This is a genomic window from Pseudoalteromonas neustonica, from assembly GCF_001653135.1.
Lineage (GTDB): Bacteria > Pseudomonadota > Gammaproteobacteria > Enterobacterales > Alteromonadaceae > Pseudoalteromonas > Pseudoalteromonas neustonica.
This window is the reverse complement of sequence record NZ_BDDS01000003.1, coordinates 201053-215267: the sequence shown is the minus strand read 5'-3', so window position 1 is coordinate 215267 and position 14215 is coordinate 201053. Positions and strand designations below refer to the sequence as shown.

Annotated in this window: 9 protein-coding genes; 6 read left to right on the top strand and 3 right to left on the bottom strand. The window is 40.9% G+C overall.

Features of this window, described 5'->3' with window-relative positions; genetic code table 11:
* Positions 1-589: 589 nt before the first annotated feature.
* Positions 590-2773, bottom strand: coding sequence for a malate synthase G (locus A7967_RS06750; RefSeq protein ID WP_054203954.1), 2184 nt, complete (start codon positions 2771-2773; stop codon positions 590-592).
* Between the two features lie 238 nt (positions 2774-3011).
* Between A7967_RS06750 and A7967_RS06745 the strand changes: the two genes are divergently transcribed.
* A complete protein-coding gene (locus tag A7967_RS06745; protein WP_054203955.1) occupies positions 3012-4613 on the top strand; it encodes an isocitrate lyase in 1602 nt (533 codons plus the stop codon).
* Positions 4614-5471: 858 nt separating this feature from the next.
* Here the strand turns inward: A7967_RS06745 and A7967_RS06740 are convergent.
* Complete coding sequence (locus A7967_RS06740) at positions 5472-7496, bottom strand: S9 family peptidase (RefSeq protein ID WP_054203956.1); 2025 nt, start codon at positions 7494-7496, stop codon at positions 5472-5474.
* 271 nt (positions 7497-7767) lie between these two features.
* On the opposite strand from A7967_RS06740, the gene A7967_RS06735 reads away from it, so the two are divergent.
* The 4 genes from A7967_RS06735 (at position 7768) to A7967_RS06725 (ending at position 10662) form a co-directional block, all read left to right on the top strand.
* A complete protein-coding gene (locus A7967_RS06735; protein ID WP_054203957.1) occupies positions 7768-8499 on the top strand; it encodes a helix-turn-helix transcriptional regulator in 732 nt (243 codons plus the stop codon).
* Positions 8496-8660, top strand: coding sequence for a helix-turn-helix domain-containing protein (locus A7967_RS22260; protein WP_082379002.1), 165 nt, complete (start codon positions 8496-8498; stop codon positions 8658-8660). Before A7967_RS06735 ends, A7967_RS22260 begins: the two co-directional genes overlap by 4 nt.
* 91 nt (positions 8661-8751) lie before the next feature.
* Positions 8752-9075 carry an ATP-binding cassette domain-containing protein gene (locus tag A7967_RS06730; RefSeq protein WP_054203958.1) on the top strand — a complete coding sequence of 108 codons (324 nt, stop codon included), beginning with the start codon at positions 8752-8754 and terminating at the stop codon, positions 9073-9075.
* A gap of 390 nt (positions 9076-9465) precedes the next feature.
* Positions 9466-10662: an MFS transporter gene (locus A7967_RS06725; RefSeq protein ID WP_054203959.1), complete on the top strand. Its 1197-nt coding sequence runs from the start codon at positions 9466-9468 to the stop codon at positions 10660-10662.
* Between the two features lie 75 nt (positions 10663-10737).
* Here the strand turns inward: A7967_RS06725 and A7967_RS06720 are convergent, their stop codons facing one another.
* Positions 10738-11247: an RNA polymerase sigma factor gene (locus A7967_RS06720; RefSeq protein ID WP_054203960.1), complete on the bottom strand. Its 510-nt coding sequence runs from the start codon at positions 11245-11247 to the stop codon at positions 10738-10740.
* Positions 11248-12078: 831 nt separating this feature from the next.
* On the opposite strand from A7967_RS06720, the gene A7967_RS06715 reads away from it, so the two are divergent.
* Complete coding sequence (locus A7967_RS06715) at positions 12079-14175, top strand: TonB-dependent siderophore receptor (RefSeq protein ID WP_054203961.1); 2097 nt, start codon at positions 12079-12081, stop codon at positions 14173-14175.
* Positions 14176-14215 lie beyond the last annotated feature (40 nt).

Genomic DNA, 14215 nt, shown 5'->3' with positions numbered 1-14215 from the left:
CGCTACACCGAGAAAGCTTAAGTAAAAAGTCATTAATTTCCTTTCTGTGAACTGTGTATTCTCAGTGGTGGACAAATCACTTAAAGAATTTTATAAACCTGTACCTATGGGAACTGAAACACCGCGCTCAAGGTATTTCATATCATACTGCCAGTACGAGCTTACTCATTGAAGTATCGCGATGATTTATAAAGCCCCGTACTTTTAATACGTTTTTTGTTGGTTGGTAATCATTGCTGAATGTTAGCCATTCATTGTAGTTATGAATAAGCAAAAAAAGCCAACCCGAAGGTTGGCTATATGACACAAATATACCCAAGCCACCTCAAGATGCAGAATTCAGCGTTTTACAGGGGCTTAATATCAAGGCGTTACTTTGCAACAATGGCAGTCCCTTTTAAGAAGTAACAACGATGAGAGTAAGTGCCTGTGAAACGCCCAACGGGTTGGTTTTAAAGCGATTTATACTGCGTTATTGATTTTAACAATAGAACCACTATTACTTGCAATCAATGCCTTGCCTAAATCGCTTTAAATTCCAACTGAAACTCGCATCTTGAGGTGGTTTGGGTATAAACTCGAAGGGGAGTTATTGTTGCATTGCTTTGTATTTTATACGAAAGGAATGTAACAATGGTTCAGTATAGCCACTGGGTTGTTTAACGCCTTCTAATATAAGGGCTAGGGCTGCTTGATAGGCAATACTGTTTGCTAGGCTTTGGGTTGAGTCCGCCATATTGATATAAGCCGGATCACCTTCATTTTGCCCATCAACGACTTTTGCCATTTTTGCCATCGTATTCTCAATTTGTGCTTGCGTACATACCCCATGCTGTAGCCAGTTAGCCATATGCTGACTCGAAATACGTAATGTAGCACGGTCTTCCATTAAGCCTATGTGGTTAATATCAGGTACTTTAGAGCAACCGACACCTTGGTCAATCCAACGTACTACGTAGCCTAATATTCCTTGCGCGTTGTTATCGAGTTCAGCTTGAATATCTTCTTTGCTTAGCGTGTTTGCATCTACCATCAAAGGAGGAGTTAGTAATTGGCTTAAGCTTGCCTGTTGGCGTTGCGAAATCGATTTTTGACAGGTAAATACATCCACATCATGATAATGCATAGCATGTAAGGTGGCTGCCGTAGGGGAGGGCACCCATGCTGTATTGGCACCTGATTGTGGATGAGCAATTTTTTGCTCCATCATCAGTGCCATTTTATCAGGCATTGGCCACATCCCTTTACCTATTTGAGCGCGGCCACTTAATCCAGTTTGTAAGCCAATATCGACATTTCTGTCTTCATAAGCGCTGATCCAAGGTTGTTGCTTAATGGCTGCTTTTGGTAGGACGACGCCAGCTTGCATTGAGGTATGGATTTCATCACCTGTGCGATCTAAAAACCCGGTATTGATAAATACCACGCGTTGTTTTGCCGCTTCTATACAGGCTTTTAAGTTGACTGAGGTACGGCGTTCTTCATCCATTATACCCATCTTAATAGTGTTTGTTGGTAGTTGTAGAACCTGTTCGATTCGGCTAAATAAAGTATTGGTAAATGCAACTTCTTCAGGGCCATGCATTTTGGGTTTGACGATATTAATACTGGCTGCGGTGGAGTTTTTTACAGGGCTATTCCCGTTTAAGTCATGCAGTGCGGCGGTTACCGTGATCATTGCATCCATTATACCTTCAAATACATCATTGCCTTGGCTATCTTGAATTGCTGGGTTTGTCATCAAATGGCCCACATTACGCACAAACATCATGCTACGGCCTTTTAGGCTCAGAGGTTTGCCATTTACACCATTATAATGACGATCTGTGGCAAGGGTACGTTCAATGTTTTTTCCCTCTTTTGTAAATGATTCAATCAGTGTGCCTTTCATTAAGCCGAGCCAGTTTTGATAAACTTGCACTTTATCTTCACCATCTACTGCGGCAACTGAGTCTTCACAATCCATAATAGTGGTGAGTGCCGCCTCTAGTACAACGTCTTTTAAACCCGCCTTATCAGCTTGACCAATAGTGTGTTGATGATCTATTTGCAGTTCAATGTGTAAACCATGGTTTATTAGTAAAATGGCGCTAGGGTTTTGTGCTTCACCTTGAAAGCCTGTGAGTTGTTCTGGCTGTTTTAGGCCTGTTTGAGAGCTATCTCGTAAGGTGATAATGAGTTGACCGTTTACTACTGAATAGTTAGTGCTTTCAATATGAGAGCCATTCTCAAGCGGTAAGGCTTTGTCTAAAAACTGTCTCGCGTAGGCCATTACTTTAAAGCCGCGCACCGAATTATAGGTATTGCCTTTCTCTGCGCCATCTTCTTCACTTAGTACATCAGTGCCATAGAGCGCATCGTATAACGAGCCCCAACGCGCGTTTGCTGCATTAAGTGCAAAGCGTGCGTTGCTTACTGGCACAACGAGCTGAGGGCCTGCGGTAAGGGCTATCTCAGGCTCGGCATTTTCAGTCTCAATACAAAAATCATTAGGTTCAGGAACTAAATAGCCAATGTCAGTCAAAAATTGTTGATATTGCGCAGCATCCCAGTGTTTATTGGTTAAATGATAGCAATCAATTTGATGTTGTAAGTCTTCACGCTTAACTAATAATGCACGATTGATAGGGCTAAGGTCATTAATAATGTCAGTAAACCCTTGCCAAAAAAGTTGTTCACTAATACCTGTACCAGGTAATAGTTGATTATTAATAAAGTCGGCTAATTGGTTATTTACAGTTAACCCAAACTGGTTGTGAGAGGAGGTTGTCATAATTGCTATCCTTTAAACGGTCGCGATGCATAAATTTCTTATGTGCTAACCATAACGTAAAAACATTGCCATGGATGCTTTTTGGCCATTCATAAAATGTATAGCCAGCATAACAACTATAAATTTACTAAATTTTATAAATCGGCCTAATGTTGATGTAAGCGCTACGGAGCATGAGCTCTTGGGCCTCTCTCACATATATAAACTTTAGTTTTAACCCGTTCAAAGGATTTTTATTATGACTACTTATCAACGTGAAACAGATACATTAGCAACACTTTGCCAAGCACAAGGTAAAACGTGGCAAGCAATTAACCCTGAATACGCAAGTCGTATGCGTTTACAAAATCGCTTTCGTACAGGGTTAGAAATTGCACAATTCACTGCCGACATTATGCGTGAAGACATGGCCGCTTATGATGCTGATACTAGCCAATACACACAATCACTAGGTTGCTGGCACGGTTTTACTGCCCAACAAATGATGATGGCAATTAAGCGTCACCAAAAAACCACTAAGCGCAGTTATGTATACTTAAGTGGTTGGATGGTTGCAGCTCTTCGCTCTGAGTTTGGTCCACTGCCTGATCAAAGTATGCATGAAAAAACCTCTGTACCGGCCCTAATCGAAGAGATTTATACGTTCTTAAAGCAAGCTGATGCCCGCGAACTTGACCATTTATTTAAAGATCTTGATAACGCCAAAGCAACAGGCGGCGATGTACAAACGGTACTTGATAAAATCGATAATTTTGAAAGCCACGTAGTGCCAATTATTGCTGATATTGATGCTGGTTTTGGTAATGAAGAAGCGACCTACTTACTCGCTAAAAAAATGATTGAAGCAGGCGCTTGTGCGATTCAAATCGAAAACCAAGTATCAGATGCTAAACAATGTGGCCATCAAGCAGGTAAAGTAACCGTGCCGCACGAAGACTTTTTAGCAAAAATTAACGCCGTTCGTTATGCGTTTTTAGAACTAGGAATTGATAACGGCATTATCGTAGCGCGCACAGACTCATTGGGTGCAAGCCTTACCCAAAAAGTACCGGTATCACAAACCCCAGGTGATTTGGCGAGTCAATACAATGCCTTTTTAGAAACAACGCCAATTAATGGTGTAGAAGACTTAAAAGAAGGTGATACCGCCATGAAACTGAACGGTCAGTTGTGCAAGCCAACTCGTCTTGATAATGGTTTATTCCAGTTCCGTGAAGGCACAGAAAAAGACCGCGTTGTACTTGATTGTATTACCAGCTTACAGTCAGGCGCTGATTTACTGTGGATTGAAACTGAAAAACCGCATGTAAAACAGATTGCTGAACTTGTTAACCGCGTTAAGGAGCAAGTGCCAGACGCTAAATTAGTTTATAACAATTCACCATCATTCAACTGGACACTTAAGTTCCGTGAGCAAGTGTACCAAGAATGGCAGGAAGCAGGTCGTGACCTATCAGCGTACCCAAGTATTGATGATAATAAAGCACTGATGGCGCCAGAGATGGATGCCACTGAACTTGCAGTCGCTGCTGATGTGTTAGTACAGAACTTCCAACGTGATGGCGCACGTGAAGCTGGTATTTTCCATCACCTAATCACATTGCCAACATACCATACAGCGGCACTAAGCACTGATATTCTATCTGAAGGTTATTTTGGTGATTTAGGTATGCTGGCTTATGTACGTGATGTTCAACGCCAAGAAATTCGCCGTGAACAAGCGTCCGTTAAACATCAGGACTTAGCTGGCTCTAACATGGGTGATACACATAAAGAATACTTTTCAGGTGAGAATGCGCTTAAAGCCGGTGGCGAAGCAAACACTATGAATCAATTCTAATAGGTTTAATAACCAATAAAAATCCAATCCAACAATGTTGCAAAGGGCTTTAGGCCCTTTTTTAATGCGCTTTATACACCGATCAGTATTTTACTAAGTACAGATCAGTATTTAACCAAGCACAGATCAGTATTTAACTAGCTGCTATTTTTATAATGATTATGGATCAGATTTTTATCAGCTGAGTACTGATGGCATATTTAAGAGGAAAATATGGCTGTTTTTTAGTATCACAGGTACAAAATGCGATGTTTAGCTGCGCTTTTGAGCATAAAAATAAAGATATAAACCGATTTTTTACTAACTCTAACTGATTACAAACCACTTTTTTACCAACTTAAACGCCATAAACAGTGACTCAAACCGATTTTTTACCAACTCAACGACCAAAAAATGTCATAAACCGAAATTTTACTAACTCACTTTACACACAAAGTCCGATATTTTTATAAACTAGATGATATGTAAATGAGTACTCACTTTTTGTAAAGGGGGTTTACAAAAAGTGATGAGTGCGAGTTAGTAAAAGATAAATTGTAACTACTAAATGATGGCGCTAGGTTTTCCCTAAAACCTAGGGCGCGTTGACCTTTGTGGATTGAAATTTGTTCAACCTAGGGGCGATTTAATCGCGGCGCGAGGTTTGTAACCTAGCGGGCTAAGTAAAAACCGAGCAACAAAGAGTCAATCGCCCCTAGGAAGAACCCTTTGGGCAGCGCATGTTTGGCATTTATACTGCGTTATCGCCTATTTATGGGGAACAACCACACTACATAGGCTCTGCCTTGCCTAAATACCAAACATACTGCTGCAAAATCAATCACGAAAGGTCAACACGCCCTAGTCTTTAGAAGCTTTTTATTTACTGTGCTTATCAAACCACCATTGAATATAGGCCACTTTAGCCATCAAGTTTGATGGGCGTTTTGTAATTCCATGTGAGGCATCAGGAATGCGCACCATTGCGGTATCAACGCCTTGCAGCTTAAGTGCCTGATAGAGTTGCTCTGTCTCTGAAATCGGTGTGCGGTAGTCAGCTTCACCCGTTAGTAGCATCGTTGGAGTTTTAACATTACCAACATAACTGATGGGCGAACGCTTCATGTAATGTTCAATATGATCCCATGGTTTACCTGGGAACCAGTAATCGGCAAAAAATGGGTAGAAGTCAGCAGTGAGTACAAAACTGATCCAGTTGATCACCGGCTTTGCAACTACAGCCGCAGCAAAGCGGTCAGTATGGCCAACAATCCATGCAGTTAATACACCGCCACCTGAACCACCGGTTACAAACAGTTTAGATTCATCAATAAAACCTTTAGCAATTAATGCATCTACGCCTGTCATTAAGTCATCAAAGTCATTACTTGGGTAATTATGATGGATGGTTTGTGCAAACTCTTTTCCGTATGAATCACTACCACGTGGGTTCATGTATAAAACGACACTCCCTTTGGCAGCAAAAAGCTGAACTTCAGCACTAAAGTGAGGGCCATAGTTAGCTACGGGTCCGCCGTGAATTTCTAGAATAAGCGGGTATTTTTTACTGCTATCAAAACCCGGTGGATAGGCAATCCAACCTTGAATAGGTAAACTATCGTGGTTTGATTTAAGCCAAATTTCTTCTACCTTTGCCAGCTTTTTATTGCCAAGGGCATCGTCATTTAGCTTTGTTAAACGTTGAGTTTTCCCTCGTTTAATTATTGCGACATCAGACGGGCGCTGTGTATCGGCAAGAGTAATTGCCACTTCGCCATCATCACTAATATCAAAATCGCCGCCAGAATATGGACGACCAAATGACACACTACCAATATTTTCAGTCACTATTTTACGCTTACCGTTTCGTGGTTGATAAGCGAGCACGGTTTGTCCCTCACTGGCGTAACTAAAGTACACACCTTTTGAGTTATCTGCCCATTTAATTTCCCCAACACTTCTGTCAAAATCTGCCGTTAGACTGCTGGTATCACCTGATTTTAAATCACGAATATACAGCTGAGTATTTTCATAATTAGTGCGTTTATCATCATACCCAGTATAGGCAAGGTAACGGCCATTAGGCGAAACGAGAGGTTGGTTATCAGGGCCGACTCTGTCGGTTATTTGGGTTATTTCTAGGTTGGTTAAGTTGAGCTTATAAACTTCTGAGTTAGTTGGTTTGAGTTTATATTCATTGTGACGATTTGCTGAAAAATATAGACTTTTACCATCATCTGTAAAGCTTATCGAGCCACCATGATTGAAGTCGCCAGAGGTTAACTGCTGTGCATTACCGCCATTGGCATCAATAGCAAAAAAGTGATTAAAGCCCGGTTTAGTGTATCCACCGCCATCGGCACGATAATAAACATCGTCGATAAACATCGCAGGTTTTGCCCAATCAGCTCCCTCAGGTTTTCCAGGAAGATTTACAGGAGATGATACTTTACTTGATACAAACTGGCTGAATACAAGTTTTTTACCATCGGGCGCCCAATGTAAACTGCCAGGGCTTTTGGTTAAATTACTTATTTTTGCAACAGCGCCTGTTTTTAACCATTTCACATAAATCTGACTGCTACCATCACGCGTTGAAATAAATGCTAACCGCGCTTCATCTGGAGATAACACCGGCGAATAATCCATATGCACGCCAGAAGTAAGCGGTTGCAGTTGTTTTGAATTACTATCGACAGACCAAATATTACTGACTTTACGATCTGACTTTATATCCATACGATTACGCACAAAATACACGGTTTTAGCGTCGTGCGTCATTTCAAGTTGATTGGCGTATTCAAGATCGAATACGTTTTCAAGTTGTAAGGTATTGTCAGCTTGAGCCGCGATGCCGCAAAAGCTCATCGCAGCCAGCAGTGCAAGAGGGGAGAGTAATTTCATTTTTATTCCTTGTTATTAAACAGCATTATTACTGTTATAAAGTAACAAAGGTTAAAAATACAGCTGATTGCGATGAAAAGCAGAGTTAAAGCCCCTAGATGTTTTTAGTTAAGTCGATTTTTTGATGAATTAATAAAGGAGTTAATTTAACTTTATTTGCAAATGAAAATTATTATCAACTGCGGGGTGTTGTGATATAGTTTTAAAAATGCACTCTCAAAGCTCTTTGCAATGAGTGCAGCCAGCCCAGTTAGGATTGATAAGGTTTAAAATGACTTTGTGCAGTGACATTGAAATAGATATGACGAATAAATCGCAACAAATTGTAAGTGCACATAACTTTGTCCAGTTGTTACCCGGCTTATCAGTAAGCTTATCTACAGCAGATGATATGGGTCCTGCTGATACTAAACATGTGTTTCCTAGTGATGCGCAACATATTCATTTAAACAGCATTCTTGCGGGAAAATTCGAAGCTACTGTAGGCAATCATTTTTTGCAATGTAGCTGCGGAGACTTCAATATTGGCTTTTCAGCAGGTGAAAAATTTTGTTCATATCACAGCCATGATTTTTGCAATTTAGATATCATGATAAAGCCAGAACTACTTACTGAGCTTGCTGGTGAAGAACTCTGTTGCATAGAGTTGAGTAATCGTCACTCATTCTTTGTAAAACAAAGTGGATCGAATGGTAAAGTTAATGCATGTGCAAACCGTATTCACCAACTTATTAAAGAGCCACAAGCAAGTCCTTTGTTATTACATTCTGCGACGCTAGATTATCTATATTGGCACCTGAGCGCACTAAAATCAGTTGATAGCGGCAACCAAGTTTCATTTCGAGAAAAGAAGCAACTTATTGCTGCAAGAGATTTTTTGCTCTCTGATCTGAGTAACCCTCCGACGATTTCAAACGTGGCTAAAGAGGTAGGTTTAAATCAATGTAAGCTTAAGCAAGGTTTTATAACACAGTATACGGCTGCTTCCAAGAAGCAAGAATGAACAAAGCTATGAGTCTACTCAAAGACCATAATGTTACCGAAACGGCAATTTCATTGGGTTACAGCAATATTAGTCATTTTAGTGTAGCCTTTAGAAAACAGTTTGACGTGCTGCCAAAAGAAGCTCGGCTTAATTTAGCGCCCACCTTTGTGAGTAATTAAGCGTGTTACTAAAAATAAAAGTGGCGAACAATCAGTTAACGCCACCTTTGCATATATATCAGTTTAGAAATTAGTACCAACCGTTAAACCAATGGTTCGTTGTGATAGTGGCTTATTATCATCGGGTGGTCAAAGACAGCGCATTGCAATTGCCAGAGCGCTCTTAAAAGATGCGCCTATTGTGTTATTAGATGAAGCCACAGCTTCGTTAGATCCCATCACCCAAACAGACATCGTCCAAGCAATGAGTAATCTTTTACAAAACCGGACCGTGATCACAGTAGCCCATCGACTTTCAAGCACTGTAAACGCTGATAATATTATTGTACTTAAAGATGGAAAAGTAGTGGAGTCGGGGGGTCATCATTGCTTGTTATCACGTGGTGGATACTATACACAGCTCTGGAATGCATAGGCTATGTAACTGCGTAAAGGGGCTTTACAGTCATCTTTGTAAAACAAGGGTTTTACAATTTAATCTTGAATGTAGCCACCAAGTAATATTTTCATTATATATAATGAAAATATTAGCTTTGTTGAGAATGATTTTTATTCGTGGTAGTGTTTTGGGAAACGTTGAGCATTATTTGTTTTTATCGTTTTATTCATAAGTATTTTGTTCAACAACCTTTTATTAAGAATTTAGCATGTATTTGTCGATAAAAAATAAAAAATAAAAAATCCTTACAGCTTCATGCCGAAAATCTCACCAGAGGAATAGACGATAACCACCTTAAAGCGATATGTCCTGAAGGTGGGGAGCGGCATAAAAACTGTGCAATACCCTCAATCATAAGGACAGAGAATGAGTAACCTAGTAAATAATGAAACCGTGCCACAAACGGATGCTCCATTTAGCCTGAAACCGCTTATGTTCGAAACCTTTGTGTGTACTATGGCGCTAATGGCATTTGCAGCTTTGGCTGCGCCCATTGCACGCGTTATCGGGCTTGAAGCATGGCAGCTTGGCACGGCAATGACTGTGGCCGGTGTTGCTTGGGTTGTTATGGCTCGGTTTTGGGGGAAACTAAGCGACCGTAACGGCCGTCGGCCAGTGATGCTATTTGGGCTTGCTGGCTTTGTTATTAGCTATGCGTTATTGGCATTGTTTATTGATTTTGCGATGCAAACGGCAATGGTGCAGGGACTCGCATTTGTCGGCATTGTGATAGGACGGAGTATAGCAGGGGTATTCTATGCAGCGGTGCCCGCAACGAGCGCTGCATTAGTGGCAGATCATATATCGCCTAAACAGCGAGCAGCAGCGATGGCTGGGATCGGGGCCTCGAGTGCCGCAGGTATGGTTATAGGCCCAAGTTTTGTAGGTCTCATTGGCCCTTATAGTTTAAGTATACCTTTATACATCACGGCTGTTTTACCCGCCATTGCATTGATTGTAATTTGGCATGTATTGCCAAGGCGAGAACATCACGTAAAGCCGGACGGTAACTCACTAAAATTAAACGATATGCGCTTACGCTGGCCAGTAATAGTGGCCTTTGTTGCTACATTTAGTGTTGCGGTTGCGCAGATCACGGTTGGTTTTTTTGCCCTCGATCGATTATTGCTAGAGCCTGCAAATACGGCGCGCACAGCAGGGGTTGCACTGGCTATTGTTGGTGTAACATTGATAGTTGCACAAATAATATTACGAAAGCTTGACTGGCAGCCGCGACGATTAATTAAATGTGGGGGGCTCATTGCTGCAGCAGGGTTTGCTTGTACGGTTTTTGCATCAACCCCGCTTGTGCTTTGCCTTAGCTATGGCGTGGCGGGCTTTGGCATGGGATGGGTATTCCCATCTGTTTCTGCATTGGCTGCTAATTCAGTTGAAGCCCATGAACAAGGCGCAGCTGCTGGAACAATCTCAGCAGCGCAAGGATTGGGTGTTGTAGTCGGGCCTATTGTTGGTACTGGTGTTTATAGTATCGATATTGGCTTGCCTTATGGGCTAATTGCAGTGATGTTATTGTTAGCGATATGCTGGCGACCACTAAAATAGTTATCTTTCCTCGAAATGTATAGCCCTTGCTTGCGCCGCGTAAAGCTGTTTCAGGTAAGGGTAACCACTCCCACCTTAATGAGTCAGTTCAACCTTGCAAGAATGGATCACTTCTTTAATCATAAAGTTAACAAGCGTAGGTGAGATTTTATACACAGAGGCTATCTCTTTTTGTTTCAAACGACCATGGCGATAAAAGCTGATTATATTTTTATGGCGAGTTGATAATTTGTTCATTGTTTTGTTAATGGATTCAGATAACTGCTGCTGTGAAAAATGTGCTTCTATATCAGAGCTGCTGTCATGTAATCCATCTAATACTATGCCATCCATATCAATTAACGCATCGCGTTTATTTTTTCTGAGCATATCAATAGCAATATTTCTGGCTACTTGATAGCTAAAACTTGTGGGGTTTTTTACATCATGGTTTTGTTGTTGGCTCATGGCCGCTAAGCGAATAAAGGTATCTTGCAAGGCATCTTCAGCTAAATAAGGGCAGTGTAGAATGGAGTTTAAAAATGCTAATAGTTTGGTCTTATTCTGATAAATAATATCTGACCACTTTACTGCAGATACCGACACTGCCAATTCCTTTTGGTTTTATTTTAGGGTCCCAGGTGTTAATGAGATTTATTTTCATGCGCATTATGCGTTTAGATGGCTATAACTGTCAATGGTTGTTTATTACGCATTTGTGATTCTGGCTGAAGGTTTAAGACTCGTGCTTTTTACTGTTATTAATTAGCAACTACGAAGAGGCTAAGTAATAGCGAAGATAAATAAGGTTATTAGGGCGTGTTGACCTTTGTGGATTGAAATTAGTTCAATCTAGGGGCGATTTAATCGCGGCGCGAGGTTTGTAACCTAGCGGGCTAAGTAAAAACCGAGCAACAAAGAGTCAATCGCCCCTAGGAATAACCCTTTGGGCAGCGCATGTTTGGCATTTATACTGCGTTATCGCCCATTTATGGGGAACAACCACACTGCATAGGCGCTGCCTTGCCTAAATACCAAACATACAGCTGCAAAATCAATCACGAAAGGTCAATACGCCCTAGTTTTTACTTAAATTTTTGTTCCTTACTGGACAAAGAATATGAGTCAAAAATTGCTTTCTCAACGGTACGTGCAGGCGAGCCACGTAACTATTCGCTACAGTTAACATATAGTTTCTAAAAAATATAATCTCAGTTATATAACTGAGTTTTCTCCAGCGTAAACCACCACCGATAGTTAATCCTCTGACTGCTTGCTCTAAGTTATAGGAAGAACAAAACCTGAACATATTTTTTGGTGCAATGCGTATAATGCCTTCAATAATAAGTGTTTTACGATATTTTTACTAAATTTTTATAGCCTACATTCGTCCTGTCGCAGTGTTAATTATTATTTTATAAATATTGAGAGGAATAAATGAAGCAGTTTTCTAAAGTTGCACAGGCGGTAGGTTTAGGTATTTTTGTTGGGGTAACTGGGATTGCATATGCGGATGATGTAAGCAAAGTCGATGCACAAGAACTTGAAAAAATAACGGTACTTGGCAAACACTACCGTAATATTGGTGCAACGGGATTACCGCTTGCCATTGGTGATACACCACAAGCTATTTCTTTAATTGATGCTGAGTATATCGCATTGTATGACTTAAACTCTGTGGGTGATGCGCTTGAGCACAGTGCGGCAATTCATACTGATCCTTCACCTTCTGGACGTGATCGTTTTGCGTATTCAAGAGGTTTTGCTATGAACCGTTATTTAGTTGACGGTATGGTATCGGCGGGTCGTACCTTTCAAAGTTCATTGCTTGATGCCAGCATGTTTGAGACGGTTGAAGTGATCCGAGGCTCAACGGGTATGCTACAAGAAGTCGGGCAGCCGTCAGGGACTGTTAATCTTATTCAAAAACGCGCACAAGAGAGCTTTTCAGGTTACGTAAATGCTGAGCTAGGTTCTTGGGGGAAGCGTCGAGTAGAAGGTGATGTGACTGGTGCACTGACAAGTGATGGTTCAGTAAAAGCACGTGCGGTTGCGGTCTATGAAAACGCAGATTCGTTTCAAGACCGTGTTAATAGTGCACGTAAAGTGATTTATGGGACAATCAGCGCTGAGCTAACTGATGACTTTTCGGCTTCAGTATTCTGGTCGCAACAAGAAGATGAACTGGATGAATATTCAGGCGGTTTACCATTTAGCTATAACGATGGTTCTGTGTTTCACGGTGACATTGGTCACAATGACAACCCAAGCTGGGTGTATGAAGATGCCAATCAAGATAATGTGATGGTTGAGCTACAATATAGTTTGAATGATGATTGGTCTATTCAGGGGCGCTATCACCGCTCAGATGTTGAGTCAGACGGTATTTATTTTAGTGCAGATTCATTACCCGATGTTGAGTCTGGATTATATTATTCATACTTTAATCACTCTGATCGCGATCATGAAAGTGAGCGTGCTGAACTGAATTTAACAGGTAATTTTACGTTGTTAGCTCGTGAGCACAATGTGACGTTTAGTGTCGCAGATGCTAGCTTTACAGAAGTTGAAACGCGTTCGTTTTCGCAGGACTCTCCTGATATCAATGCGAATGATCCTAGCAGTAGCGTAAGCATTCCAAAACCTGTATTTTCTGATCCTTCAATCACTAATTCAGAGCAAGAGTCTAAGAACTACCGTATTGCTGCTAATTTAAATGTGGCTGAACCTATTAATATTCTATTAGGTGCAAATTATAAAGATATTGACTCACGTGCAGGCGCTGGCCATGTATTGAGTGATTGGGTCAACAACAGCGATACTAGCCTATACATTGGCGCAACTTATGATGTTACAGAAGCGGTTTCAGTGTATAGCAGCTACACCGACATTTTTGAACTCCAAATGGTATTCGATAAAAATGGTGACTTACTCGATCCAACAGTCGGTAAAAACAAAGAGATAGGGGCACGTTATTCATCGCTCGACGGCAATTTAAATATTGATGTCGCCTTGTTTAAGATTAATCAAGAAAATTTCGCTATTACAGACACGAGTGCAGCAGCAGCCCGTATTTATAAGTCAGTTGATGGCGTAGAGTCGAAAGGCTATGAAATTGAAATCAGTGGTTATATTAATGATCAATGGCGTGCATCAATCGCGTATAGTAATTTAAGCCTGTCAGATAACAATGAAGGCCGTATTTCTAAAATCGTGCCTGATAAGGTGGCTAAGTTTAATACGGATTATGAGTTTGATGGCCTGTTTGCAGGATTAACCCTTGGTGGATTTATTAATTGGACGGGTGAAAGGCATGGCTTTATTGCTAACCCTGATTGGAGCTTTCACTATCCAGAGTTAAGTGCTTATACTGTCATTGGCTTAGTGGCAAACTATGAAGTGACGGATAATCTAAGTGTCAAAGCGAATATTAATAATGCATTTGACAAAGAATATGAAGGTAAGGTTTCATGGTTTAGTAGCAGACCGGGCACGCCTCGTAATTACTCAGTACAGTTAAATTATAGGTTTTAAAAAATATAAGCTCAGTTATATAACTGAGCTTTTTAGGTAA